19 protein-coding genes are annotated in these 23,467 nt (G+C 68.6%); 13 read left to right on the top strand and 6 right to left on the bottom strand.

Annotated features, from left to right (window positions below; all coding sequences use genetic code 11):
• Positions 1 to 51: 51 nt before the first annotated feature.
• On the bottom strand, positions 52 to 471 hold the full coding sequence (locus L0966_RS15925) for a YidB family protein (RefSeq protein ID WP_234052947.1): 420 nt from the start codon (positions 469 to 471) through the stop codon (positions 52 to 54).
• Between the two features lie 189 nt (positions 472 to 660).
• Between L0966_RS15925 and ccmI the strand changes: the two genes are divergently transcribed.
• From ccmI to L0966_RS15905, 4 genes are all read left to right on the top strand, one after another.
• Positions 661 to 1,821, top strand: a complete 1,161-nt coding sequence (ccmI, locus tag L0966_RS15920) for a c-type cytochrome biogenesis protein CcmI (protein ID WP_234052946.1) — start codon at positions 661 to 663, stop codon at positions 1,819 to 1,821.
• A 170-nt stretch (positions 1,822 to 1,991) separates the two neighbouring features.
• The gene (gene ccmE / locus L0966_RS15915) at positions 1,992 to 2,477 is read left to right on the top strand and encodes a cytochrome c maturation protein CcmE (protein ID WP_234052945.1); all 486 of its coding nucleotides are present in this window, start codon (positions 1,992 to 1,994) and stop codon (positions 2,475 to 2,477) included.
• Between the two features lie 6 nt (positions 2,478 to 2,483).
• A complete protein-coding gene (locus L0966_RS15910; protein WP_234052944.1) occupies positions 2,484 to 4,466 on the top strand; it encodes a heme lyase CcmF/NrfE family subunit in 1,983 nt (660 codons plus the stop codon).
• A 5-nt stretch (positions 4,467 to 4,471) separates the two neighbouring features.
• Positions 4,472 to 4,966: a cytochrome c-type biogenesis protein gene (locus tag L0966_RS15905; protein ID WP_234052943.1), complete on the top strand. Its 495-nt coding sequence runs from the start codon at positions 4,472 to 4,474 to the stop codon at positions 4,964 to 4,966.
• A 489-nt stretch (positions 4,967 to 5,455) separates the two neighbouring features.
• Here the strand turns inward: L0966_RS15905 and L0966_RS15900 are convergent, their stop codons facing one another.
• From L0966_RS15900 to L0966_RS15890, 3 genes are all read right to left on the bottom strand, one after another.
• A complete protein-coding gene (locus L0966_RS15900; RefSeq protein WP_234052942.1) occupies positions 5,456 to 6,952 on the bottom strand; it encodes a carboxypeptidase M32 in 1,497 nt (498 codons plus the stop codon).
• Between the two features lie 173 nt (positions 6,953 to 7,125).
• The gene (locus L0966_RS15895) at positions 7,126 to 7,461 is read right to left on the bottom strand and encodes an antibiotic biosynthesis monooxygenase (protein ID WP_234052941.1); all 336 of its coding nucleotides are present in this window, start codon (positions 7,459 to 7,461) and stop codon (positions 7,126 to 7,128) included.
• Between the two features lie 38 nt (positions 7,462 to 7,499).
• A complete protein-coding gene (locus L0966_RS15890; RefSeq protein ID WP_234052940.1) occupies positions 7,500 to 9,635 on the bottom strand; it encodes a TonB-dependent hemoglobin/transferrin/lactoferrin family receptor in 2,136 nt (711 codons plus the stop codon).
• Between the two features lie 364 nt (positions 9,636 to 9,999).
• On the opposite strand from L0966_RS15890, the gene L0966_RS15885 reads away from it, so the two are divergent.
• From L0966_RS15885 to L0966_RS15875, 3 genes are read left to right on the top strand one after another with little or no spacing between them, the layout of a single operon-like run.
• Complete coding sequence (locus L0966_RS15885) at positions 10,000 to 10,905, top strand: hemin ABC transporter substrate-binding protein (protein WP_234052939.1); 906 nt, start codon at positions 10,000 to 10,002, stop codon at positions 10,903 to 10,905.
• Positions 10,902 to 11,987, top strand: coding sequence for an iron ABC transporter permease (locus L0966_RS15880; RefSeq protein WP_234052938.1), 1,086 nt, complete (start codon positions 10,902 to 10,904; stop codon positions 11,985 to 11,987). Before L0966_RS15885 ends, L0966_RS15880 begins: the two co-directional genes overlap by 4 nt.
• 4 nt (positions 11,988 to 11,991) lie before the next feature.
• Positions 11,992 to 12,777 (top strand): heme ABC transporter ATP-binding protein, encoded by a 786-nt coding sequence (locus tag L0966_RS15875; protein ID WP_234052937.1) that lies wholly within the window; start codon positions 11,992 to 11,994, stop codon positions 12,775 to 12,777.
• A gap of 144 nt (positions 12,778 to 12,921) precedes the next feature.
• On the opposite strand, the gene L0966_RS15870 is transcribed toward L0966_RS15875, so the two are convergent.
• Positions 12,922 to 13,425 carry a peroxiredoxin gene (locus L0966_RS15870; protein ID WP_234052936.1) on the bottom strand — a complete coding sequence of 168 codons (504 nt, stop codon included), beginning with the start codon at positions 13,423 to 13,425 and terminating at the stop codon, positions 12,922 to 12,924.
• 174 nt (positions 13,426 to 13,599) lie between these two features.
• On the opposite strand from L0966_RS15870, the gene L0966_RS15865 reads away from it, so the two are divergent.
• Complete coding sequence (locus L0966_RS15865; RefSeq protein ID WP_234052935.1) at positions 13,600 to 17,181, top strand: DUF3971 domain-containing protein; 3,582 nt, start codon at positions 13,600 to 13,602, stop codon at positions 17,179 to 17,181.
• Positions 17,182 to 17,316: 135 nt separating this feature from the next.
• Here the strand turns inward: L0966_RS15865 and L0966_RS15860 are convergent, their stop codons facing one another.
• A complete protein-coding gene (locus L0966_RS15860) occupies positions 17,317 to 18,129 on the bottom strand; it encodes a WYL domain-containing protein (RefSeq protein WP_234052934.1) in 813 nt (270 codons plus the stop codon).
• A 221-nt stretch (positions 18,130 to 18,350) separates the two neighbouring features.
• Between L0966_RS15860 and bioB the strand changes: the two genes are divergently transcribed.
• From bioB to L0966_RS15835, 5 genes are read left to right on the top strand one after another with little or no spacing between them, the layout of a single operon-like run.
• The gene (bioB, locus tag L0966_RS15855; protein ID WP_234053079.1) at positions 18,351 to 19,391 is read left to right on the top strand and encodes a biotin synthase BioB; all 1,041 of its coding nucleotides are present in this window, start codon (positions 18,351 to 18,353) and stop codon (positions 19,389 to 19,391) included.
• On the top strand, positions 19,388 to 20,542 hold the full coding sequence (locus L0966_RS15850; RefSeq protein ID WP_234052933.1) for an 8-amino-7-oxononanoate synthase: 1,155 nt from the start codon (positions 19,388 to 19,390) through the stop codon (positions 20,540 to 20,542). The genes bioB and L0966_RS15850 overlap by 4 nt, the downstream gene beginning before the upstream one ends.
• Positions 20,539 to 21,195, top strand: coding sequence for a dethiobiotin synthase (bioD, locus tag L0966_RS15845; protein ID WP_234052932.1), 657 nt, complete (start codon positions 20,539 to 20,541; stop codon positions 21,193 to 21,195). The genes L0966_RS15850 and bioD overlap by 4 nt, the downstream gene beginning before the upstream one ends.
• Positions 21,192 to 22,460 carry an adenosylmethionine--8-amino-7-oxononanoate transaminase gene (locus tag L0966_RS15840; protein ID WP_234052931.1) on the top strand — a complete coding sequence of 423 codons (1,269 nt, stop codon included), beginning with the start codon at positions 21,192 to 21,194 and terminating at the stop codon, positions 22,458 to 22,460. The genes bioD and L0966_RS15840 overlap by 4 nt, the downstream gene beginning before the upstream one ends.
• Positions 22,457 to 23,449, top strand: a complete 993-nt coding sequence (locus L0966_RS15835) for a beta-ketoacyl-ACP synthase III (protein ID WP_234052930.1) — start codon at positions 22,457 to 22,459, stop codon at positions 23,447 to 23,449. Before L0966_RS15840 ends, L0966_RS15835 begins: the two co-directional genes overlap by 4 nt.
• Positions 23,450 to 23,467 lie beyond the last annotated feature (18 nt).

The following is a 23,467-nucleotide window of genomic DNA, read 5'->3' as shown; positions in this document are numbered from 1 at the left end:
TGTCATGCCCCGGTGTCGTGGCACGGCACGGCGCGCGCCCGGCAGGCCGGCTCAGGACTTGGGCAGTTCCAGCACGCCGTTGGGGCTCAGCTTGTCCACCAGAGCGGGGAGGTATTGGGAGAGCATTTCGGTGAGCTTGTCGGGGGTGAGGCCGATTCCCGCCGCCATCTGCGCAAGCTGCGTGTCACCCAGGGCAGAGACGATGTCGCTCGCGCTCACCGGCAGGTTGTCGCCGCTGGACAGCCAGCTCGCAACCTGCTCGCCCAGGCCGGATTCCTGGAGCTGGGCCAGAAGGCCGTCGAGGCTGCCATAGGGGGTCTTGGCCAGGGCGCCGTTGAGCATGCCCGGCAGCGCCTGGGCCATGGGCCCGCTCAGCGCGGAATTCAAAAGGCTGCCAAGGCCGCCGGAGCTGCCCGCCTGGGAGAGAACGTTGTTGAGAACGCCGCCCAACATCTGATCAAACAGTCCCATGGCCTTAGCCCCTCTGTCGCGGTTTACGGCGGTGCACGCGCAGGGCGTGCAACGCCCGGTATCTCTCCTGCCCATCTAATGGAAGACGGCCCCGGAGTCGATCACAAGTCGCGGCGCCCCTGCGGCTCGGCGACGCTGGGGCGGGATGTGGCCTTTGCTTTCGGCGGGAGTACGGCTAACGCCTAAAGGATGATGTCTGCCCCCCTGTTCACCCTGTTCGCGATCATGACCGCCCTGGCCGCCCTGGCGGTGCTGTGGCCGCTGAGCCGCTCCCGCACCCTGAAGGGTGAGCGGGAGGCGGATCTTGCCGTTTATCGAGACCAGCTCGCGGAGATCGATCGCGACCGGGAGAGCGGCCGCCTGCCGCCCGAGCAGGCCGAGGCCGCCCGCACGGAAGTCGCGCGCCGGATGATCGCCGCGGACGCCGCCCGCGCCGCGGAGAGCTCCGCCGCCCAGGGCAATGCCGGCCGTCGCCGCACCGCCGCTGTGATGGCGCTGGTGCTGGTGCCGCTGTTCGGCGCCGGGCTCTATATCTATCTCGGCACGCCCGATCTGCCCGGCGCGCCCCTCGCCGAGCGCATGGAGGGGCCGGCGGACCGGGGCGACGTGGCGATTCTGGTGCGCAAGGTGGAAGAGCACCTGGCGCAGAACCCCAATGACGGCGCCGGCTATGAGGTGCTGGCACCGATCTATCTGCGGCTCGGCCGGCTGGATGACGCGGCCCGCGCCTACGCCCAGGCCATCCGGGTGCTGGGGCCCACGGCGCTGCGCTATTCCGCCCTTGGCGAAGTGCTGACCATGCAGGCCAATGGTATCGTGACCGCCGAGGCCCTCAAGGCGTTCCAGGAGTCGGTGAAGCTCGACCCGACCGAGCCGCGCGCCAGCTATTTCCTGGGCCTTGCCGCCGAGCAGGATGGCCGCGACGCTGACGCGGCGGCCATCTGGAAGGCCATGCTGGAGCGTACGCCGGCCGATGCGCCCTATCTGCCTCTCTTGAAGAAGGCGCTCGCCCGCGTGGAAGGCGGGGTGAACGGCGCCCCGGCCATGCGGCCCCCGGCCGCAGCGGCCGCGCCGGGGCCGAGCGCCTCCGATGTGGCCAACGCCGCCTCCATGTCGGCGGATGACAGAAGCACCATGATTCGCGGTATGGTGCAGAGGCTGCAGGACCGCCTGACCGCCTCGCCCAACGACCTCGAGGGGTGGCTGCGCCTCGCCCGCGCCTACAAGGTGCTGGGGGATGGCGAAAAGGTGAAGGAAGCTCTGGCCTCCGCGCGGACCGCGTTCGCAGGCAATGCAGAGGCGTTGGCGCGCATCGATGCCGCGGCGAAGGACCTGGGGCAGGGAGGCTGAGGCGCCTGCCTTTGGGTGAGGGCTGCCCCTCGCCTCAAGGGCTCCATAAGAAGAAAGCGGGCGGGTACCGCTCCTTGCTTTCCCGGGTTTTATCGGGAAACGCCGGGGTGCCCGACCAATCGAGTTGAGGCTTGGGTGTCGGAAAACGTGGGACACCGGGAGGACACACAATGACGCGCAAGGGCCGTCGCCTCGTGCTGATTGCCGCCGGACTGGGCGTGCTGGCGCTCGCCGCCGGCCTGATCCTGTCGGCGCTCAACGATACCATCGTGTTCTTCCGCACGCCCACCGAGGTGGCGCAGCAGCAGGTGGCGCCCGGCTCGCGGCTGCGGCTGGGCGGGCTGGTGGAGACGGGCTCCGTCACCAAGGCCGGCACGCTCACCACCTTTTCGGTGACCGACGGCAATGCCGCCGTGAAGGTGGCCTATTCCGGCATCCTGCCGGACCTGTTCCGCGAGGGGCAGGGGGTGGTGGCCGAGGGCGCTCTTCTGCCCGACGGCACCTTCCGCGCCGACAGCGTGCTCGCCAAGCACGACGAGAAATACATGCCGCGCGAGGTGGCCGACGCCCTCAAGAAGCAGGGCGTGTGGAAGGAGGGCGAGAATGGCGCGCCCGTGCCCGCCCGCGCCACCGGCGCCGCCAATACGGGGAGCTGAGCTGTCGTGATCGCTGAACTCGGCCAATACGCCCTTGCCCTGGCGTTCGCCCTCTCCATTCTCCAGGTGGTGCTGCCCAGCTGGGGCGCGGCCAGGGGCGACGCGGTGCTGATGGGCACCGCCGCCCCCATCGCCTTCGGCCTCATGGGCTTCGTGAGCTTCGCATTCGCGGCTCTCATCCAGCTTTATGTCACGTCGGACTTCACGGTCCTGAACGTGGTGGAAAACTCCCACTCCCAGATGCCGCTGATCTACAAGATCACCTCCACCTGGGGGAACCACGAGGGCTCCATGCTCCTGTGGGTGTTCGTGCTGGCGCTGTTCGGCGCGCTGGTGGCGGCCTTCGGTGGCAACCTGCCGGATCGGCTGAAGGCCCATGTGCTGGCGGTGCAGGGGCTGATCGGCCTCGCCTTTCTCTCCTTCATCCTGTTCACCTCCAATCCCTTTCTGCGCCTCGCCCCGCCGCCGGCGGAGGGGCGCGATCTCAATCCCATCCTCCAGGACCCGGGCCTCGCCATCCATCCGCCGCTGCTCTATCTCGGCTATGTGGGGCTTTCGGTCTCGTTCGCCTTCGCCATCGCGGCCCTGATCGAGGGGCGCATCGACGCCGCCTGGGCGCGCTGGGTGCGGCCCTGGACGCTGGCGGCCTGGGTGTTCCTCACGCTCGGCATCGCCATGGGCTCCTACTGGGCCTATTACGAGCTCGGCTGGGGCGGCTGGTGGTTCTGGGATCCGGTGGAAAACGCCTCCCTCATGCCGTGGCTCGCCGCCACCGCGCTCCTGCACTCGGCCGTGGTGATGGAGAAGCGGGACGCGCTGAAGGTGTGGACCATCCTGCTCGCCATCCTGGCCTTCTCGCTGTCGCTGGTGGGCACCTTCCTGGTGCGTTCGGGCGTGCTCACCTCGGTGCACGCCTTCGCCACCGATCCGGCGCGTGGCGTTTTCATCCTGGGCATCCTCACCTTCTTCATCGCCGGTGGGCTCACCCTGTTCGCCTTCCGCGCGTCAGAGCTGAAGCAGGGCGGGCTGTTCGCGCCCGTGTCGCGGGAAGGGGCGCTGGTGCTGAACAACCTGTTCCTCACGGCCGCCACGGCCGCGGTGCTGGTGGGCACGCTCTATCCCCTGGCGCTGGAGGCGTTGACGGGCGCGAAGATCACGGTGGGGCCGCCTTACTTCAATCTCGCCTTCGGCGGGCTGATGCTGCCCCTGATCTTCGCCATTCCCTTCGGCCCCCTGCTGGCCTGGAAGCGCGGCGACCTTTTGGGCGTCGCCCAGCGGCTGATGCTGGCAGCCGGGCTTGCGGTGGTGGCGGCCGTGGTGACGGCGGCGGCGGTGACCGGCGGCCCGGTGCTGGCGCCGCTGGCGGTGGGCCTTGCCGTGTTCATCATGCTCGGCGCCCTGACTGACATCGCCGAGCGTGCTGGCCTCGGCCGGGTGCGGGCGAAGGTGGCCGTGGCGCGTCTCGCCGGCGTGCCGCGCTCGGCCTATGGCACCGCCATCGCCCATTTCGGCGTGGGTGTGTGCCTGCTGGGCATCGTGTGCGAAGCCTCCTGGAGCCATGAGAAGATCGCCGCCGTGAAGGTGGGGGACCAGATCGTGATCGGCACCCGCGACCTCACCCTGGAGCGCATGGAGAACCGCACGGGCCCGAACTATCGCTCGCGCACCGCGGTGTTCTCCATCCGCCATGACGGTGTCTCGGAGGGCACCATCGAGGCGTCGCGGCGCATCTTCTCCTCGCGGCAGATGGCCACCACCGAGGCCGGCATCCGCACCTTCGGCTTCAGCCAGCTCTATGTGAGCATGGCGGAGGAGACGACGGACGGGCATGTGTCCGTGCGTGCCACCTTCAAGCCCAATGTGACGCTGATCTGGCTCGGTGCGGTGGTGATGGCGTGCGGTGGGCTGCTCTCGCTGATGGATCGGCGTCTGCGCATCGGCGTGCCCAAGCCCGCGCGGCGGCGCGAGGCGGCGGTTCCGGCGGAGTGAGGCTGATGGCACCCTTTTTCACCCGACTGGCCCTGGCCCTCCTGGCGGGTCTGCTCCTAGTGGCGCCCGTGCGTGCCGTCCAGCCGGACGAGGTGCTGAGCGATCCGAACCTGGAGAGTCGCGCGCGCACCCTTTCCGCCGAGCTGCGCTGCATGGTCTGCCAAAACCAGTCCATCGACGATTCCGACGCTCCACTGGCGCGGGACCTGCGCCTCATCGTGCGGGAGCGGCTGAAGGCGGGCGACAGCGACAGCCAGGTGCTCGACTTCATGGTGGCGCGCTATGGGGAGTTCGTGCTGCTGCGGCCGCGCTTCTCCTGGCGCAATGCCCTTCTGTGGGCGACGCCGGCGCTGGTGCTTGCCCTCGGCGCCTTCGCTTCCGTGGTGGCGCTCCGCCGCCGCCGGGCCGCCGCAACCTCCGCCGATGCGCATCTAACGGCGGAGGAGGAAGCCAAGCTGAAACGCCTCCTTTCCGACGGGGCACCGCCCGCCAAGGGGTGAGGCCTCGTGGTCGGCTGACTGTGAGCGGATGGAGCGCGTTCCTGCTGTGCGGGAAGCTGCGCGGGCGCTTTCGGGGGCGTGGCGCCCTTGAGATCGCGCGCGCGATCCTGATGCGGCCGGCCTGGCGTTGCGGCGCGTGGGCGGCCTGTTGCCGCCTCCCTCGATGCCGACCTGAGCGCGGAGACTAAGGCCAAGCGGAAGCGCCTTCTCTGCGATTGGCGCCGCCGTCCAAGGCCTGAGGCCTCATGGTCGACGGGCTGCGGGGGATTGCGTCCCGCTTCATGGTCCGTGGGAGGCCGGGCTGGTGCCCTCCGGCGGTACCACCTTTCGGCCGCCGCGATCCTGGTGCGCTCGGTCGGCGCCATCTTGCGGCGTGCGGGGGCGCCTGAACGAGAAGGCTGCATCAGGTGGCTCTGTCGCGGGGCCGCAGTCGCGCCATCCGGTCATGAGCGGATGGCGCGACTGAAGGAAGACCCCCCACTCGGCGCTTCATTCCTGGCTGCCGCCGTAGCGCCGTTCCAGGTGGGCCTTGAAGACGCGGGCGTCGAGCGGGCGGCCGGTGGCATGGGTGAGGAGCGCGTCGGTTTCCAGCAGGGAGCCCTGGGAATGCACATTCGTGCGCAGCCACGACAGCAGCGGGCCGAAATCGCCCCGCGCGATGCCGGGCAGAATATCGCCATCGGCCGTGCAGGCGGCGTCGAAGAGCTGGGCGGCGGTCATGGCGCCCAGGGTGTAGGTGGGGAAATAGCCCCAGCCGCCGCTGGGCCAGTGGATGTCCTGAAGGCAGCCCAGCCGGTCATCGGGCGGCACCACGCCGAGCAGCGCCCGCATGCCCTCTGCCCAGGCGCCGGGCAGGTCTTTCAGCGCCATGTCGCCGGCGATCAGCGCCTTTTCCAGGCGATAGCGCAGGATCACGTGGGCCGGGTAGGTCACCTCGTCGGCGTCCACGCGGATGAAGCCGCGCTTCACGGTTGTGTAGTGGCGCCACAGGGCATCCGCCTCCCAGGCCGGGCCGGAGCCGCCGAAGGTCGCGCGCATGCGGGGCGCGGCGAAGGCGAGGAATTCGCGGCTGCGGCAGGCCTGCATCTCCATCAGCAGGGATTGGCTTTCATGCACGCTCATGGAGCGCGCCTGGCCCACCGGCTGGCTCAGATACGCGGCCGGGCGGCCCTGCTCATAGAGGGCGTGGCCGGTCTCGTGCAGCACCCCCATGAGGGCGGATGAGAAATCGCCCTCGTCATAGCGGGTGGTGATGCGCACGTCGTCGTCCGCGCCGCCGCAGAACGGATGGGTGGAGACATCGAGCCGGCCGCGATCGAAATCGAAGCCCACCACCTTCATCATCTCCATCCCGAGCGCCCGCTGCGCCTCGACGGAGAAGGGGCCTGCCGGCAGGGGGGTGTTGGGCCGCCGGGCCTGAATCTCCAGCACCTTCTCGGTGAAGGCGGGCAGGAAGGCGGCAAGGTCGTCGAACAGGGTATCGATGCGCTCGGAGTGGCCGCCGGGCTCGTAATCGTTGAGGAGCGCGTCATAGGGGGAAAGGCCCAGCTTCTCGCCCTTGGCGGTGCCGATCTCCCGCTGCAGGCGCAGCACCTCTTCCAGCAGTGGCAGCAGGCTGGCGAAATCCGCCTCCGCGCGGGCCTTGCGCCAAGCCATCTCGCATCGGGAAACGGCCTTGGAGGAGGCCTCCACCAGGTCGGAGGGCAGGGCGGTCTGCACCGTCCACAAGCGGTGGATTTCGCGGAGATTGGCGCGCTCCCACGCGCTGAGGCCGTTGTCCGCTTCCGCATCGGGCAGCCATTCGCCCACCCGCGGGTCGGTGACGAGGCCATGGTGCAGCACCCGCAGCAGAGCGAGGCTCTCGGATCGCGTATCCATGGAGCCCTTGGGCATCATCACATCGCTGTCCCATTGCAGGATGCCGATGGCGTTGGACAGTGCGGAAGCGCGGCCGAAATGGGCGGAAAGATCGGTGTAGGCGGTCATGTCTCACGATTTCCGAACGCTGAGCCGCCGCGGCGGCCGAAAGGGCGGGCAAGGCAATGGGGAGAAGGTAATGCGCCGTGGCTTTGCGCGAAAGGCCGTCGGCGGAGCGAAAAAAACCCGGCGCCGGAGAACCGGGCCGGGTGGAGGCAATGACAGGTTGGGGAAGGGCGGCGTCAGGCCGCCTTTTCGCCGGGCGTGAGGGAGAGCACGGATTCGAAGCCCTCGAATTCCGGGCCGCCGATATAGTTCACCGTGTTGGTGCTCTCGCCGGCCTTGCGGTGGGCGAGGCGGAAGGCATCCGACTTGGTCCAGGCCTCGAAATCGGCCTTGGTGGCCCACACGGTGTGGGAAATGTAGAGGGTGTATTCCTCCTTCTCCGGGCCCCGGCACAGATCGAAGGCGACGAAGCCGGGCACGGCGGCGATGTAGGTGTCGCGCTCGCGCCAGACGGTCTCGAAGGCGGCTTCCGAACCGTGCTTGACCTTGAAGCGGTTGGTGGCAATGAACATGCTATGGCTCCGTCTGAAAATGGGGCGCGGCGGCCCGGCTACTTGACGATGGGGGCAGGGGTCGCGGCGGCGATAACGTCGCCGCCGATCGTGACCTTCAGCCCGGCCTTGAAGGTGATGCCGGCGCTGGGCACGAACTGCTGATAGACAGTGTATTGCTCATTGAGCAGGTTCTCCAGGGCGAACTGGGCGGTGATCCACTCGGTGGCCTGGTAGGAAAGATAGGCGTTCACCAGGTTGAAGCTGGGCGTCACCAGCTCCTCGAGCTGCGAGGCGGTGTAGGTGGAAGGCAGGTCTTCCGCCGTCTTGGCCGCTACCCACTGCCAGCGCACCGATGCCTGCAGGCGCTTGTCGAACAGGCGCGTGCCCAGGGTCGTGGCCACGTTGTTGGGCATCACGGAAACGAGCGGCTGGTTGTCGGTCTGGTTGTCGCCGGACGAGACGGTGGCGTTGAAGCCCAGGAACCAATAGCCCGCATCATACATGCTCTCGAACTCGAAGCCCTGGAGCTGGGCCTCGGCCACGTTCTGGTACTGGTAGCAGAGCATCCAGCCCGCGGCGGCGCATGCCGGCACGGCGGCGGTCATGTAGTCGATCTCGATATAGTCCGAGACGTCGTTGCGGTAGAGATTGGCCTTGGCGCGGAACTTGTCGCCCTTGGCGAAGATGTCGTTGAACCGCAGGTTGACGCCGATTTCCTTGTTCTTGCCCACCTCGGCCTTCAGGTCGGGGTTGGGCAGGAAGCCGAAGCTGAAATACGGGCTCACCGAGGGGTGTTCGCCATTCACGAGGGCCTCGGTCACGGCCGGGGCGCGGTAGCCTTCCGCATAGGTGGCGTAGAAGGTGATCCACTCGAACGGCGTGACGCCCACGGTGATCTTGGGGGAGAAGCGGTCGCCGCTGGTGCCCGGAGTGGTGTCGCTGGAAAGCTTGTAGGAATCGTAGCGCACGGCGGCGATGGTCTGAAGCCAAGAGGTCCAGTCGGCCTGCCATTGGGCGAAGGCGCCGCCCACGGAGCGCTCGCCCGAGGGATTGTATCCGGCGCCGAAGCCGTAATTGTCCTCGTTGCTCACGTCGTCGTGGAAGTAATCGCCGCCGATGGTGAGGGCATTCTTCACGGAGCCGACATTGAGCCGGGATGTGTTGTTCACATCAAAGCCCCAGGTGTCGATGCCAAAGCTGCGCGGATCGCCGACGCAGCCGGTGGAGGTGGAGCAGGTGCCGTCCACCTTGGTCTGGTCCTGGTTCACCTGGTTCCAATAGGCGGTGGAGCGCCAGTCGAACCAGGTGTCGTCCGGGTTCGAGTAATTGTAGCTGGCGGTCAACGTGCGGTTGGTCACGTCGGTGCCGTATTGGGTGGTGCCGGTGGGCGGATAGCTGTTGGCGGTGGTGTAGCTGCTGTCGAGGTTGAGGGCGGTGAGCTTCACCTCGTGGAAATCCGCTGGCCGCACGGTGAGCTTGGCGAGGCCGGTCCAGGTCTGGTAGCCGGTGCCGATCACCTCATTGCCGTCGCCGTCGGTGTAGGGCGACTGGTCCCGCAGGGTGCCGCCGAAGAACAGGTCCATATTGTCGTTGATGCGGGTGGCCGCGAAGGCGGAACCGAAGCCCATGGGGCCGTTGGAACCGAACTCGCCGCTGGTTTCCACCCCCCATTTCTGGCCGGGCTTCAGGATGTCGCTCACATCCTTGGTGCGGAAGCTGACCACGCCGCCGATGGCGCCGGAACCGTAGATGTTGGCCACCGGGCCGCGCACCACGTCCACCGTGCTGAGCAGAGCGGGCTCCAGGAAGAAGGAGCCGGCGCCGTCATTGTGGCCGAGCTGGGTGAAGTTCTGGCGCGCGCCATCGAGGATGACCGCGACACGACCGAAGTCCTGCATGCCGCGAATATTGATGGATGCCTGGGTGGAATTGCCGTTCTGAAGCACCGTGGTGCCCGGAATGCCGAAAAACACCTGCTGCGTGGTCGAGGCCATGAGCTGCTGCAGCTCATCGGGCGTGATGACGCTGACGCCGGCGAGCGCGTCCACCGCCGTGGTCTCGATGCCGCGCGTGGCCGCGACCGTCAGGGTGTCGAGGGCGATTTCGTCTTCGCTGGCGGAAGCCGGCGGCAGGCTCTGCGCCAGCGCGGCGGCGCCGTTCAGAAACAGCGCGCCGGCTGCGGCGCCGCTCAAAAGAAATGAACGAATGAAAGGGGCTCGATGGGGGTGTGATGGCCCACGCACGATGATCGTCTCCGCGTCATGTCGTGGCTGGCTACCGTTCGTGGGGCAGAACTTCGCGCGCTGCAGGACCGTCTCGCCTGCGAGGTCCGGGTTATCGCGCTACCAATGATGCGTCAAGCTGAGTCAATGCGCGCTTGTCAAAATATGAAAATAAATCCATCTATTGATGCACGATTGTCGCCATCTATAGAGGTTTTTAATTTTGAATAAATCGAATATGGCGAGTCAAGTGAATCAGATCGACTCTGAAATACGAGATTGGAGTGATTCAAAATTGCGCATATTGATGTCGCTCAATATCGTTGTGGCTGCAATGCTTTTCGCGATCCTGCCGGCTCTTGCCTCAGCCCGGGCGGTGGAGGTGATGGACGCGCGCGGGCGGGTGGTGTCCGTGAAGGATGCCTCCCGCATCGTGTCCATCGGCGGCTCGGTCACGGAGATCCTGTTCGCCCTTGGCCTGGGGGATCGGGTGATCGCGGTGGACCAGACCAGCCGTTATCCCGCCGCCGCGCGCAAGCTGCCGGACGTGGGCTATTCGCGGACGCTGGCGCCCGAAGGCGTGTTGTCGGTGGGGCCCAGCGTCATCCTGGCCGTGGAGGGTGCGGGGCCGCGCTCCACCCTCGATGTGCTGGAGAGCGCCTCGGTGCCGGTCGTCATCATTCCCGATGCTCATGACGCGGACGGCGTGGTGCGCAAGATCGAGGCGGTGGCGGCCGCGGTGGGCGAGCCGGAAAAGGGCAGGGCCCTTGCCGAGGCCGTGCGCGCCGATTTCACCGCGCTCGGCAAGGCCGTGGCGGAGCTGAAGGCGCATCCGCGCGCGGTGTTCGTGCTCTCCATCGGCAATGGCACGGCGGTGGTGGGCGGCGTGGACACCAGCGCGGATGCCATGTTCCAGCTGGCGGGGGTGCGGAACGCCATGGCCGCCATCAAGGGCTACAAGCCGGCGGTGGACGAGGCGGCCATGGCCGCCGATCCAGACGCGGTGGTGGTGATGCGCGGCGGCGGGCAGGTGCTGGACGCTGAAAGCGTGCTCGGCCTGCCCGCCTTCGCCGGCACGCCGGCGGCAACGCAGAAACGATTCGTCAGCCTGCCCGGCTCCTATCTGCTCGGCTTCGGCCCGCGGGCGCCGCAGGCGGCGCGTGACCTGGCAGCCGCGCTTCATGACTCGAACATGCCCGAGCTGCCGGCGCGGCCCTGGGCGGCGGAGCCCGACGAATGAGCGCGGAACACATGCCCCTTTCCGCCGCCGCGCGCCCCGCGCGCCGGCCGGTGACGGCGGGCCTGGGCCTGTTCGCGGTGCTGGCGGTGCTGTCCTTCCTGGGCGCGCTCGCCATCGGGCCGTTCGCCATTCCGCCGGCCCGGGTGCTGGCGGTGCTGTGGGATGCGGTGAGCGGCGTTCCGGCGGCCGAGGGGCTTTTGCGCGAACGCATCGTCATCCTGGATGTGCGCCTGCCGCGCGCGGTCCTCGGCGCCCTGGTGGGGGCCGGCACGGCGGTGGCCGGGGCCATGATGCAGGGGGTGTTCCGAAATGCCCTGGCCGATCCGGGACTTGTGGGCGTGGCGCCCGGGGCGGCGCTGGCGGCCGTGGCCTGGGTGGTGTTCGGCGGCGCGCTCGGGGCAGTGCTGCCCTCTTCGGTGCAGCTGCTCGGCCTGCCGTTGGCGGCGTTCCTGGGCGGGCTTGCCACCACGCTGCTCATCGGCCGGCTCGCCACCAGCGACGGCCGCACCTCGGTCGCCACCTTGCTGTTCGCGGGGCTGGCGCTGGGCGCGCTGGCGAGCGCCGGCACCGGCGTCATGGTGTTCATGGCCTCCGAGCAGCAGACCCGCGAGTTCCTGTTCTGGACCATGGGCAGCCTCGGCGGCGCCACCTGGGTGAAGGTGGGGCTTGCCGCGCCGTTCATCATCGCTCTGGTGCTGGCCTCTCCACTGCTGGCGCGCGGGCTCGACGCCCTGGCGCTCGGTGAGGCGGAGGCCTTCCATGTGGGCATCGCGGTGGAGCGGCTGAAGCGCATTGCCATCATCGGTGTCGCTGCGGGCGTGGGCGCATCGGTGGCGGCCGCCGGGGTGGTGGGCTTCATCGGCCTCGTGGTGCCCCATCTGGCACGGCTGGCGCTGGGCCCCTCCCATCGGGTGCTGCTGCCGGCCTCGGCCCTGCTGGGGGCCGCGGTGCTACTGGCGGCCGACATTCTCTCGCGCATGCTCGCCGCGCCGGCGGAACTGCCCTTGGGCGTGGTCACGGCCCTGGTGGGTGCGCCCTTCTTTCTGTGGCTGCTGCTGCGGCGCCGCGCCTTCGTGGGGTGAGACGATGTATGAAGCGAAGGATGTGCGGGTCGTGGCCGGCGGCCGGGTGCTGCTGGATGGCGTAGCCCTGGCCCTGCGGCCGGGCGAGGTGACGGTGCTGGTGGGCCCCAATGGCGCCGGCAAGTCCACGCTGCTGAGAGCCCTGTCGGGCGAGCACCGGCTGGCGGGCGGCACGGTGCGGCTCGATGGAGCGGACATTCACGCCATGCCGGCGGCCGAGCTGGCGCGGCGCCGCGCGGTGCTGCCCCAGGCGGCGGAAGTGGCGTTCGCCTTCTCGGTGGCGGAGGTGATCTCGGTGGGCCTCATGGGCGTCGGTCCCACGGCGGGCGGGGAGGGCGCATCGCGCGTCGCGAGGCTGTTGCGGCAGGTGGACCTGCCGGGCTTTTCGGAGCGCCGCTATGAGAGCCTTTCGGGCGGCGAGCGCCAGCGCGTGCAGCTCGCGCGCATCCTGGCCCAGCTGGAATGCGCGCAGGCGGGCAAGCCCTCCTACCTGTTCCTGGACGAGCCCACGGCCAGCCTCGATCTTGCCCACCAGCTCACGGTCCTGCGCCTCGCCCGGGCCCATGCGGATGCCGGCGGCGGCGTGCTGGCCGTGCTGCACGACCTTAACCTCGCGGCCATGGTGGCGGACCGCCTGGTGGTGCTCGCCCATGGTGGCCTGGTGGCCGAGGGCCCGGTGGCCGGGGTGCTCACGGACGAGGTGCTGGAGCGGGCCTTCGGGGTGAAGGTGCGGGTGGGGGTGGCCCCGCCCGGTCCGTTCGTGCTGCCGCAGAACGTCGCCGTGGCCTGATTCTCTGCCTTATCTGACGGAAGGTCAGATGGGCCGGCGCGGCGGTGGAACCCGCCCATCGGGGCGGGGATCTGTGGACAAGTCAGCGGTCGCGGCGTCTCTTTCGCCACCGGGATGGCCGCGCTCCACCGCCGGAGCGCGGCCTCACGCCAGCTCCTGGGCCGCCTTCAGAACATCCTCGGCATGGCCATCCACCTTCACCTTGGGCCAGACCCTGGCGATCTTGCCGTCGCGGCCGATCAGCACGGTGGCGCGGGTGATGCCCATGAACTTGCGGCCGTACATGCTCTTTTCGCCCCACACGCCGTAGGCTTCCAGCATCTCGTGGGTCTCGTCGGAGCCGAGGGGGAAGTCGAGCTCGTGCTTGGCCTTGAAGCTGTCCTGGGCCTTCACCGGATCGGCGGAAACGCCGACGATGTCGGTGTCCGCGGCGGCAAAGGCGGCCTTGAGGCCGTTGAAGGCGATCGCCTCCTTGGTGCAGCCGGAGGTGTTGGCCTTGGGGTAGAAATAAAGCGCCAGCTTGCGGCCCTTGAAATCGTCGAGGCTCACCTCGCCGCCGCCGTCCCGTTTGAGGCGAAACGGGGGTGCTTTGGAGCCGACTTCGGGAATTTTACCCATTCGCCTTCCTTTCGACGTGTTCCGCGCCATACGGCAAATCGCTGGACCTGAGGCGAGCATAGTCCCGTTCCGTGGGCGGGCGGTATGCTGTGCGCGCATCGATCCACCTCATCTTTACGCCGAAGATGGACATTAGGTTGAAATGTTGGGGCGTGTAATGGGTGCGCGGCGGTTCGCGGCGGCACCCGCCAGAGCGTCCGGTGAGTGAGACGGTTGCGGGAGGACGACGCGGGCATGGAGGATTTCGGGCCGAGCCCCGCTTCGCAGCGGCGCAGACCACGCCACGCGCACATCCGCAGCCTCATGGGTGCGCTGGTGCCGCGGGGGCGCATCGCGCGCGTGGCCGCGAGCATCGTGCTCGGCTTCATCGCCCTCGCCAGCCTCGCGGCGCTGACCCTTTACGCGCTCATCGCCACGGGCGTGGTGACCGCCAATGTGGCGACGCCCTATATCGAGCAAGCCCTGGAGGACCGAATCGGCGATGGCCGGAAGGTGTCCATCGGTTCCACCACCGTGGAGCGGGCGAGCGATGGCGCAACCGCTGTCGTGGTTCACGACATCAAGGTTTTCGCGGCCGATGGCGAGCTGATGGCCAGCGCGCCCAGCGCCGAGGTGGAGCTGGAAGGCTCCCTGCTCTCGCTCATGCCCAAGGCGCGCCGTGTGGACCTCATCGGCGCGCAGATGACGGTTCACATCAGCGCCTCCGGCCAGCTCGCCGTGGCCGTCGCCTCGGGCGACGATGCCCAGCCGGTGAAGCCATCCCTCAAGTCGCAGCCGGTTCCGCCGGTGGCCGGCGGCGCGCCCTCCGCGCAGCCGGTCGCGGCCGTGGGTGTCCCCGGCGCGGCTGATCCGGCGGCCCACGCCGCAATGCCGGCCGCCGCCCCCGATGAAATCGATCCCCTGCGGCTGCGCTTCCTGGCGCAATGGCTGAAGGATCTCGATGCGGTGGGCTTCGATGGAGGCGCCCTGGCGGACGTGGGCCTGAAGGATGGCACCCTCATCGTTGAGAATGAGAGTTCCGGCCGGCGCATCGTGTTTCGCCACATCACCGTGCGGCTGGCGCGGATGCCGGCGGGCGGCGCGGAGCTGAGCTTCACCTCCCAGGGGCCGCAAGGCGTCTCCACGGCGGTGGCGCGCATCGCGCCCGCCCGCAATGACGAGCGGGCGGTGGAAGTGGTCATCAACGACCTGTCCACGCGCGATCTGGTCCAGGCCTTCAGCCAGGATCACCGCCGCTTCTATATGGACACGCCCCTGAACGCGACGCTGACGGCGCGCCTGGGCCTGAATGGCGACCTGAAGGCCGCCGATGCCGATATCGAGCTGGGAGCCGGCGCCATCGGCAATGGCGAGGAGCCGACCGAGCGCTTCATCATCGACTATGCCCATCTGGGGGCCCGGCTTGATGCCACCCGCCGGGTGATCGTGCTCGACCCCATCGTGGCCGCCAAGAACGAGAACAAGGTGGCGCTGAAGGGTGAGATCCACGTGCCGGCGCAGGCCCGCGACCCTTGGTCCTTCGCCATCTCGCAGGATTCTGTGGTGCTCAAGGGCCCGGAGATGAGCGAGCCGGCGCTCGTCATCGACCAGGTGGAGGTGGCTGGCGCCTATGACACCGCGAGCCGCCAGCTGCGGGTTGAGCGCGGCCTGCTCGGCAGCAAGGTCGGCAGCTTCACCTTCACCGCCGCCTTCGATTTCGGCGCGCAGGTGCCGAGCCTGCGCATGCAGGGCGCTGCCTCGCCCATGCCGGTGGCCACCGTCAAGCGCTTCTGGCCGGTGAGCATCGCGCCCCCGGCGCGCCAGTTCGCCATCGAGAACGTTTCCGGCGGCACGGCCAGCGACATCAATCTCCTGGTCAACATCCCGCTCGACCTCATCGGCCAGAAGCAGGTGCCGCTGCCCGAGGACAGCGTGCATTTCACCATCAACGGCAAGGGCGTGACCCTGCTGCCGGTGAAGGGGCTGCCGCCGGTGGAGAATGCCAGCCTCGCCATCGTGGTGACGGGCCGCACCGTGCGCATCGACATGCCCGATGGAACCATGGTGACGCCGCAAAACCGGAAGATCGCGGTGAATAACGGCGTGATGTTCATGCCGGATTATTTCCCGCGCGAGCCCACGGCGAAGATTTCGGTGCGCTTCGCCGGGCCGGCGGATGCTGCCGTTGAGGTGCTGGGCATGGAGCCTCTGAAGGGGCCGGCTGGAACCGCCTTCGACCCTTCCACCACGCGCGGCAAGTTCTCCGCGTTGCTCCAGCTCAACATCATCTTCCGCAAGGTGCCGCTGCCGGAAGACCTTGACTACTCGGTGGATGCCACCCTCACCGATTTCGGCGTGGACAAGGTGTTCAAGGCGCTGCGGCTCGAGGGCGCGACGGTGCAGGCGTTTGCCTCGCCTACCGGCATTCTGCTGCGTGGCAACGGCAAGCTCGGCGGCGCGCCCATCGCCTTCGAGTATGAGAAGAAGAAGGATGTGGCCGACGCCGACATCCGCATCAGCGCCACGGTGGACGATGCGGCGCGGGTGAAGCTCGGGCTGGACGTGCCGGGCATAACGGGACCGCTGGCGGTGCAGTTCGTCGGCACCACCAACAATGTGGACACCCGCGCGACCATCGAGGTGGATCTGACCGCGGCCCGCATTTCCGATCTTATTCCCGGCCTCAGCAAGCCCAGCGGCAAGCCCCTCAAGGCGCGCTTCAGCATGAATGACGAGGGCCGCACGGTGCGGCTCAACGACCTGACCATGGAAGGGTCGGGCACGCTGCTGAAGGGCTCGCTGGAGCTTTCGGATTCGGGGGATCTGCTGTCCGCCCAGTTCCCGGTGTTCCAGCTTTCCGATGGCGACAAGGCCGCGCTCAAGGCGGACAAAGCGGGCGAGGTGCTGAAGGTCCGCCTCACCGGCGAGGTGATGGACGCGCGCGGGATCATGAAGAGCATCATGACCACACCCACCGGTTCGGCCAACCGCCGCCAGACCAAGATGCCGGATGTGGATCTCGACGCGAAGGTGGGGGCCCTGACCGGCAACAATGGCGAGGTGATGCGCCAGTTCGACCTGCGCGTCGCGCGGCGCGGGGTGGAGATAACGGAGCTGGACCTTTCGGCCAAGGTGGGCCGCGAGGGCTCCCTTTCCGGCAAGATCCGGGACTGGAAGAATGAGATCCGCGACTGGCGCGGCAAGGGGCCGGCGCTGCAGGTGGCCACCACCGATGCCGGCGCGCTGCTGCGCTTTCTCGACATCTATCCCAAGATGCAGGGGGGCGATGCCTGGTTGGTTGTGGACCCGCCACGCAGCGACGACACCCCGCAGCAGGGCCTGCTGCATCTGCGCAACTTCTTCGTGAAGGGGGAGCCGGGCCTCACCCAGCTGTCCAGCGCGGTGCGCGACTCCTCCGGCAACATCGTTGATGGATCGGCGGCGTTCGAGAAAGCTCAGGCTCAGTTCGTGCGCACGCCGGGCAAGATCACCTTTAAGGATGGCGCCATCTGGGGCACCTCCGCGGGCGTGACCTTCGACGGCACGCTGGATTTTGCCGCCAACCGGCTGTCCATGCGGGGCACCTTCGTGCCCGCTTACGCCCTCAACAACATGTTCTCCAAGCTGCCGGTGCTGGGCATGTTCCTCGGCGGTGGCCCCAATGAAGGGCTGTTGGGCGTGACGTTCGAGGTTGTCGGTCCCATGAGCGGGCCGACGCTGCGGGTGAACCCCATCTCCGCCGTGGCGCCGGGCTTCCTGCGCAAGATCTTCGAATTCCGGGATTCCAACGACACCCCGCCGGGCTGATCGCAGGCGGCGGGGGCCGGGCATTCCCGGCCGGCTCGACTGCTTCAGCTTTCCATGGAAACGCTGAGCGGTCGATCCGTTCGTCTGTACGCATGTTCTTGAGGCGAGCCTGTTTCCGCTTCGCTCGAAAGCGCCCTAAAGCAGGCTCTGTCCGGTGAGGGTCACGCAGAAGCTGTCCAGCAGCCGCGCTTCCTCCTCCATCAGGGTGCCGTCGGCGGCGATCACCTGAAGGCCGGCCTTGAGCAGGCGCGCGATGGCGGGCTGTTCCGCGTCCAGCAGGGTGTCAAGCGCCCGGTCCACGCTCTCCGGCGTCGGCCGCAGGCGACCGAGATGGGCCGCCAGCCGCTCCCGCTCGGCGCCGGAAAGGTCGAGGCCGGCGGCGGTGCAGGTCCGCTCGCAGAAGAACTGGATCTCCTCCATCTCCGCCGCGCCAAGGTCGCCGTCGGCGAGGGCAAGGGCGAGCAGCAGCACCACGCCGGACTGGCCGATGAGGGTGCGGATGCGGTCCCAGCGCACATCGGCGGGTTCCGCGCTCGGCACGATGATGGCGTCCTTGGGCCAGGTGAAGCCGAAGGTTTCGAAGAAGAAGCGAGAAAGCGGCTCGCGCCGGGTGCCGTCGAAATCGGTGACGGCCTTGATGCGGTCCACCCGGAAAGCGCGGGTGGCCTGGCGCTCGTGGCACTTAGCCACCAGGATGGGCACGCCCTCCACATTGCGCTGCACGGCCCAGACCGAAATGCGCCGATGGCTGCGATTGCCGGCATGGTCCACGTAATCGATGACGAAGGACTGGCCCTCGGCCGGGTCGTGGTCGTGACGGTGGTCCGCGATCTCGTCATGGGGATCGTCGGCGGGCACGGTGATTTGCCCGGCATGGGCATAAAGGGGTGCACGCAGGCCGGCGACGCGGCCGATGAAGAACGACTTGAGCGAGGTGATGGCGTTCATGGGGAGCATCCAGCGTCGCCTTATTGGTAACCCATAGGGGCGCGTGGACAAAGAGGGAACCTTGGCCGTGCTGTCGGCTATTCCCTGCGGGGGCGTCATTGGCTAAGGTCCGCCCTTTCCGCGCCGGACACCCGGGGCCCGCTTCCGGGCCCGCTCCCGGGTCCGCGCCGGAAGCGGACTTCAAGAAACGGTCGGGAGTGGACATGTCGGTCGCCGTGAACATGGAAGACGGGTTGGCTTCGCAGGGCGGAGCGTCCCGTCGGGCTTGGACCCGGGACGAGGCGCTGGCGCTTTACGGCGCGCCGTTCAACGATCTTTTGTTCCAGGCCCAGACCGTCCACCGCGCCAACTTCGACCCCAATGCGGTGCAGCTGAGCCGCCTCTTGTCCATCAAGACCGGCGGTTGCCCGGAGGATTGCGGCTATTGCAGCCAGTCCGCCCGCAATGATGCCGATCTCGACGCCTCCAAGCTCATGGAAGTGGAGCGTGTGCTGGCCGAGGCGAAGAAGGCCCGCGACGCCGGCGCCACGCGCTATTGCATGGGCGCCGCCTGGCGCAGTCCCAAGGAACGCGACATGGGCTTCGTGCTGGCCATGGTGGAGGGGGTCAAAGCCCTCGGCATGGAAACCTGCATGACGCTCGGCATGCTCTCCCCCGATCAGGCGGGGCGGCTGAAGGCGGCGGGGCTCGATTATTACAACCACAATATCGATACCTCCGAAGCCCACTACGCCAACGTCATCACCACCCGCACCTTCGCCGACCGGCTGGAGACGCTGGATAATGTGCGCGAGGCGGGCATCAAGGTGTGCTCGGGCGGCATTCTCGGCCTCGGCGAGAAGGCGGAGGACCGGGTCGACATGCTGGTGACCCTCGCCAACCTGCCCGAGCCGCCGGACAGCGTGCCCATCAACATGCTCATCGCGATCCCCGGCACGCCCATGGAAAACGCGCCGAAGGTGGACCCCATCGATTTCGTGCGCACCATCGCGCTCGCGCGCATCATGATGCCCACCTCCCACGTGCGCCTCTCCGCCGGCCGCACCGAGATGAGCGACGAGATGCAGGCCTTGTGCTTCTTCGCCGGCGCCAATTCCATCTTCGTGGGCGAGACCCTGCTCACCGCCGGCAATCCCGAAGAGGACAAGGACACGCAGCTGTTCCAGCGGCTGGGGCTCCACCCCATGGAAATGAAGGTGGAGATCGAGACCGTGGAGGTCGAGGCCCCCTGCGCCTCCATGGCGGCGGCAGCGGCGGAATGACCGAACCCGGCCGCTCCGGCCTGCTGGAGCGCTATGCCGCCACCCTCAGGGGGCTGGAGCGCAAGGATCGCCTGCGCACCCTGGCTCCCCGCGCCGGGCGTGATTTCGCCTCCAACGACTATCTCGGCCTTGCCGCCTCGGGGCGCCTGGGCGAGGCGGTGCGGCGCGCGCTGGATGCCGGCACCCCCGTGGGCGCCGGCGGCTCGCGTCTGCTGCGCGGCAATACCGAGGAGCACGAAAGCCTGGAGGCCGCGGCCGCCCAGTTCTTCCATGCCGAGCGGGCGCTGTTCTTCGGCGGCGGCTTCGTGGCCAATTACACCGCTCTCACGACTTTGCCGCAGAAGGGCGACCTCGTGGTGATGGACGAGCTGGTGCACGCCAGCGCCCATGAGGGGGTGCGGGCCGGCCGCGCGCTCGCCGCCACCGCGCGCCATAATGATGTGGAGGCGTTCGCCGAGGAGATCCGCCGGTTCCGTGCCGGCGGCGGCACCGGGCGGGTTTGGATCGCGGTGGAAAGCCTCTACAGCATGGATGGCGACCGGGCGCCGCTCCATGAGCTGATGGCCTTGGCCGACGCCAACGACGCCTTCTTCTTCATCGACGAGGCCCACGCCACCGGCGTCTATGGGGAGGACGGCCGCGGGCTGGCCGCGTCCTTCGAGGGGCGCGAGAATGTGCTGGTGCTGCACACCTGCGGGAAGGCGCTGGGCGGTTCCGGCGCGCTCCTGGCGGGCGCCAAGGTGCTGTGCGACTTCCTGGTGAACCGGGCCCGGCCCTTCATCTATGCCACGGCCCCCTCGCCGTTGACCGCGGTGGCGGCCGAGGAGGCGCTGCGGCTGCTGGAGGCGGAGCCGGAGCGGCGGGCGCGGCTCGCGGCGCTGGTGGCCCATGCGGGGCGCCAGCTCGCGCGTATCGGCGTGCCTGTTTCCGGATCGCAGATCCAGCCCATCATCATCGGCGACAACGGCCGGGCCATGGCGCTCGCGAGCGCCATGCAGGCGCGGGGCTTCGACGTGCGCGGCGTGCGCCCGCCGACCGTGCCCGAGGGCACGGCGCGCCTGCGCGTGTCCTTCACGCTCAATGTGGAAGAAGCGGACGTGACCGCCCTGGTGGACGCCCTGGCCGAGGACATGGGGAGCCGCGCGGCATGACCCGTCTCGTGGTGACCGGGACCGATACCGGCATCGGCAAGACGGTTTTCAGCTCCGGCCTCGCCGGATTCCTGAAGGCCCGCTACTGGAAGCCGGTGCAATCCGGCCTGGAGGAAGAGACTGATTCCGAGGCCGCCGCCCGGCTCGGCGCGCTGCCGGCGGCCGATGTCCTGCCGGAGGCCTACCGCCTGAAGACGCCGGCCTCGCCCCATCTGGCCGCCGCCATCGACGGCGTGACCATCGACCCCGCCCGGCTCGACCCGCCCGCCGATGATCCGGCGAAGCCGCTGGTGATCGAGGGCGCGGGCGGGCTGATGGTGCCGCTCACCGATGATCTGCTTTTCATCGACGTGTTCGCCCGCTGGCGGCTGCCGGTGGTGCTGTGCGCGCGCTCTGGCCTCGGCACCCTCAACCACACCTTGCTGTCGCTGGAGGCGCTGCGCGCCCGCGCGGTGCCGGTGCTGGGCGTGGTGCTCATCGGCCCGCCCCATGGGGAGAATGCGCGCATGATCGCCCGCCTTGGCGCGGTGCGCGTGCTCGGCACCCTGGTGCCGCTCGATCCTCTGACGCCCGCCAGCCTCGCCGCGGCCTTCGCCGCCGGCTTCCGGCGGGAGGATTTTCTCGAAGGACGAGAAGGACAGACGCTTTCATGAATGGCGCCATTCCCTGCGGCTCGCCCATCTGGCATCCGTTTACCCAGCACGCGCTCCAGCCCGTCATGACGCCCATCGCCCGCAGCGAGGGGGCCCATCTCTACACGCCCGAGGGCGCGCGCATTCTCGATGCCATCTCTTCCTGGTGGGTGGTCACCCACGGCCATCGCCACCCGGCCATCGTGGAGGCGGTGAAGGCGCAGGTGGACACCCTCGACCAGATCATCTTCGCCGGCTTCACCCATGCGCCGGCCGAAGGGCTGGCGCGGGAGCTGGTGGCGCTGGCGCCCGAGGGGCTGTCGCGGGTGTTCTATTCCGACAGCGGCTCCACCGCCGTGGAAGTGGCGCTGAAGATGGCGCTGGGCTACTGGCGCAACATGGGCATCGACCGCAGCTCCATCGTGGTGATGGAGGGCGGCTACCACGGCGACACCATTGGCACCATGTCGGTGGGCGAGCGTGGGGTGTTCAACTCCGCCTACGAGCCGCTGCTGTTCGATGTGAAGCGCGTTCCCTTCCCCCACGCCGGGCGCGAGGAAGAGACGCTGAAGGCCCTCTCCGCCTTGTGCGCGGAAGGCCCGGCGGCCTTCATCGTGGAACCGCTGGTGCTCGGGGCGGGGGGCATGCTGATCTATCCGCCCGAAGTGCTGGCGGCCATGAAGGACATCTGCGAGGCCCATGGCGTGCTCTTCATCGCCGATGAGGTGATGACCGGATGGGGCCGCACCGGCACGCTGTTCGCCTGCACCCAGGCCGGCATCAGCCCGGACATCATGTGCCTGTCCAAGGGCATCACCGGGGGCCTGGTGCCGCTGGCGGCCACTTTGTGCCGTGAGGATATCTTCACGGCCCATTACTCCATGGACCGGTCGCGCACCTTCTTCCATTCCTCCTCCTACACGGCCAATCCCATCGCCTGCGCGGCGGCGCTGGCCAATGTGGGGGTATGGCGCAATGAGCCGGTGGCGAAGCGGGTCGCCACCCTCGCCACCTGGCAGGGCGCGTTCATCGAGCCCTTCCGCCACGATGCGCGGTTTGAGAATGTGCGCCGCTGCGGCACCATCACCGCGCTCGACCTCAAGGTGGGCGATGCGGGCTACCTGGCCCAGGTGGCGCCCCGCCTGATGGCCTATTTCCTGGAACGCGGCCTGCTGCTGCGCCCGCTGGGCAACACCATCTACGTGATGCCCCCTTATTGCGTGACCCGCGACGAGCTGGGCGAGATCTACGCCGCCATCGACATGCTGCCGGGGGTGCTCGCATGAGGGGCGCGCCGGCGAGCCGCATCGCCGGCTTCGGCCGCCACGCGCCCGCGCGGCGCGTGGAGAATGCCGAGCTGGAGGCGGCTCTCGGGCTGGAAGCAGGCTGGATCGCCCGGCGCACCGGCATCCGCGCCCGGCGCTATGCGGCACCAGACGAGGCGCTGACGGATATTGCCCGGCCGGCCGGTGAGCAGGCGCTGGCCTCCGCGGGCATCGATCGCGCGGACGTCGGCCTGCTGCTGCTCGCCACCTCCACGCCGGATCATCTGCTGCCGCCCTCGGCGCCGCTGCTGGCGCACCGGCTGGGGCTGACCGGGGCCGGGGGCGTCGATCTCGCCGGCGCGTGCTCGGGCTTCCTGTACGCCCTGGCCCTGGCCGACGGCTTCGTGCGCACCCAGGGGCGGCCGGCCCTGGTGGTGGCCGCCAACATCCTGAGCCGGCGCATCAATCCGGCGGATCGTTCCAGCGCCGTGCTGTTCGCCGATGCCGCGGGCGCGGCGCTGCTGGTGCCCTCCGAACGGGTGGATGCCGGCCTTCTGGGCGTGCATCTGGCGGGCGACGGCGCCCATTACGACCTCATTCGTATTCCGGCCGGCGGTAGCCGCAGGCCATATGGGCCGGACGTGCCGGCCGAGGATTTGTTGATGAGCATGCCGGATGGCCGCGCGGTTTTCACCCAGGCGGTGGAGATGATGACGCAGGGCGCGCGGCGCGCTTTGGATGAGGCGGGGGTGGCGGCCAGCGCGGTCACCCGCTTCGTGCCCCATCAGGCCAATGTTCGTATCTTCGAGGCGGTGCGCAAGGCGGTGGGGCTGGGACCGGAAACGGTTGTTTCCACCATCGCCGAATTCGGCAATTCCTCGGCCGCCACCATCCCCTTTTCCCTCGCAGCAAGCGCCGAGGAGCGGCCCCTTGTTTCGGGCGAGAAGGTGCTGATGACGGCGGTAGGCGCCGGCCTGACGGCAGGCGCGGTGCTCTATGCGGTGCCTTGAGCCGCGTTGCGCGAAGAA

It is taken from the genome of Xanthobacter sp. NM-59, assembly GCF_021401125.1.
Classification (GTDB): domain Bacteria; phylum Pseudomonadota; class Alphaproteobacteria; order Rhizobiales; family Xanthobacteraceae; genus Xanthobacter.
This window is presented reverse-complemented; position numbering and strand designations above follow the sequence as displayed.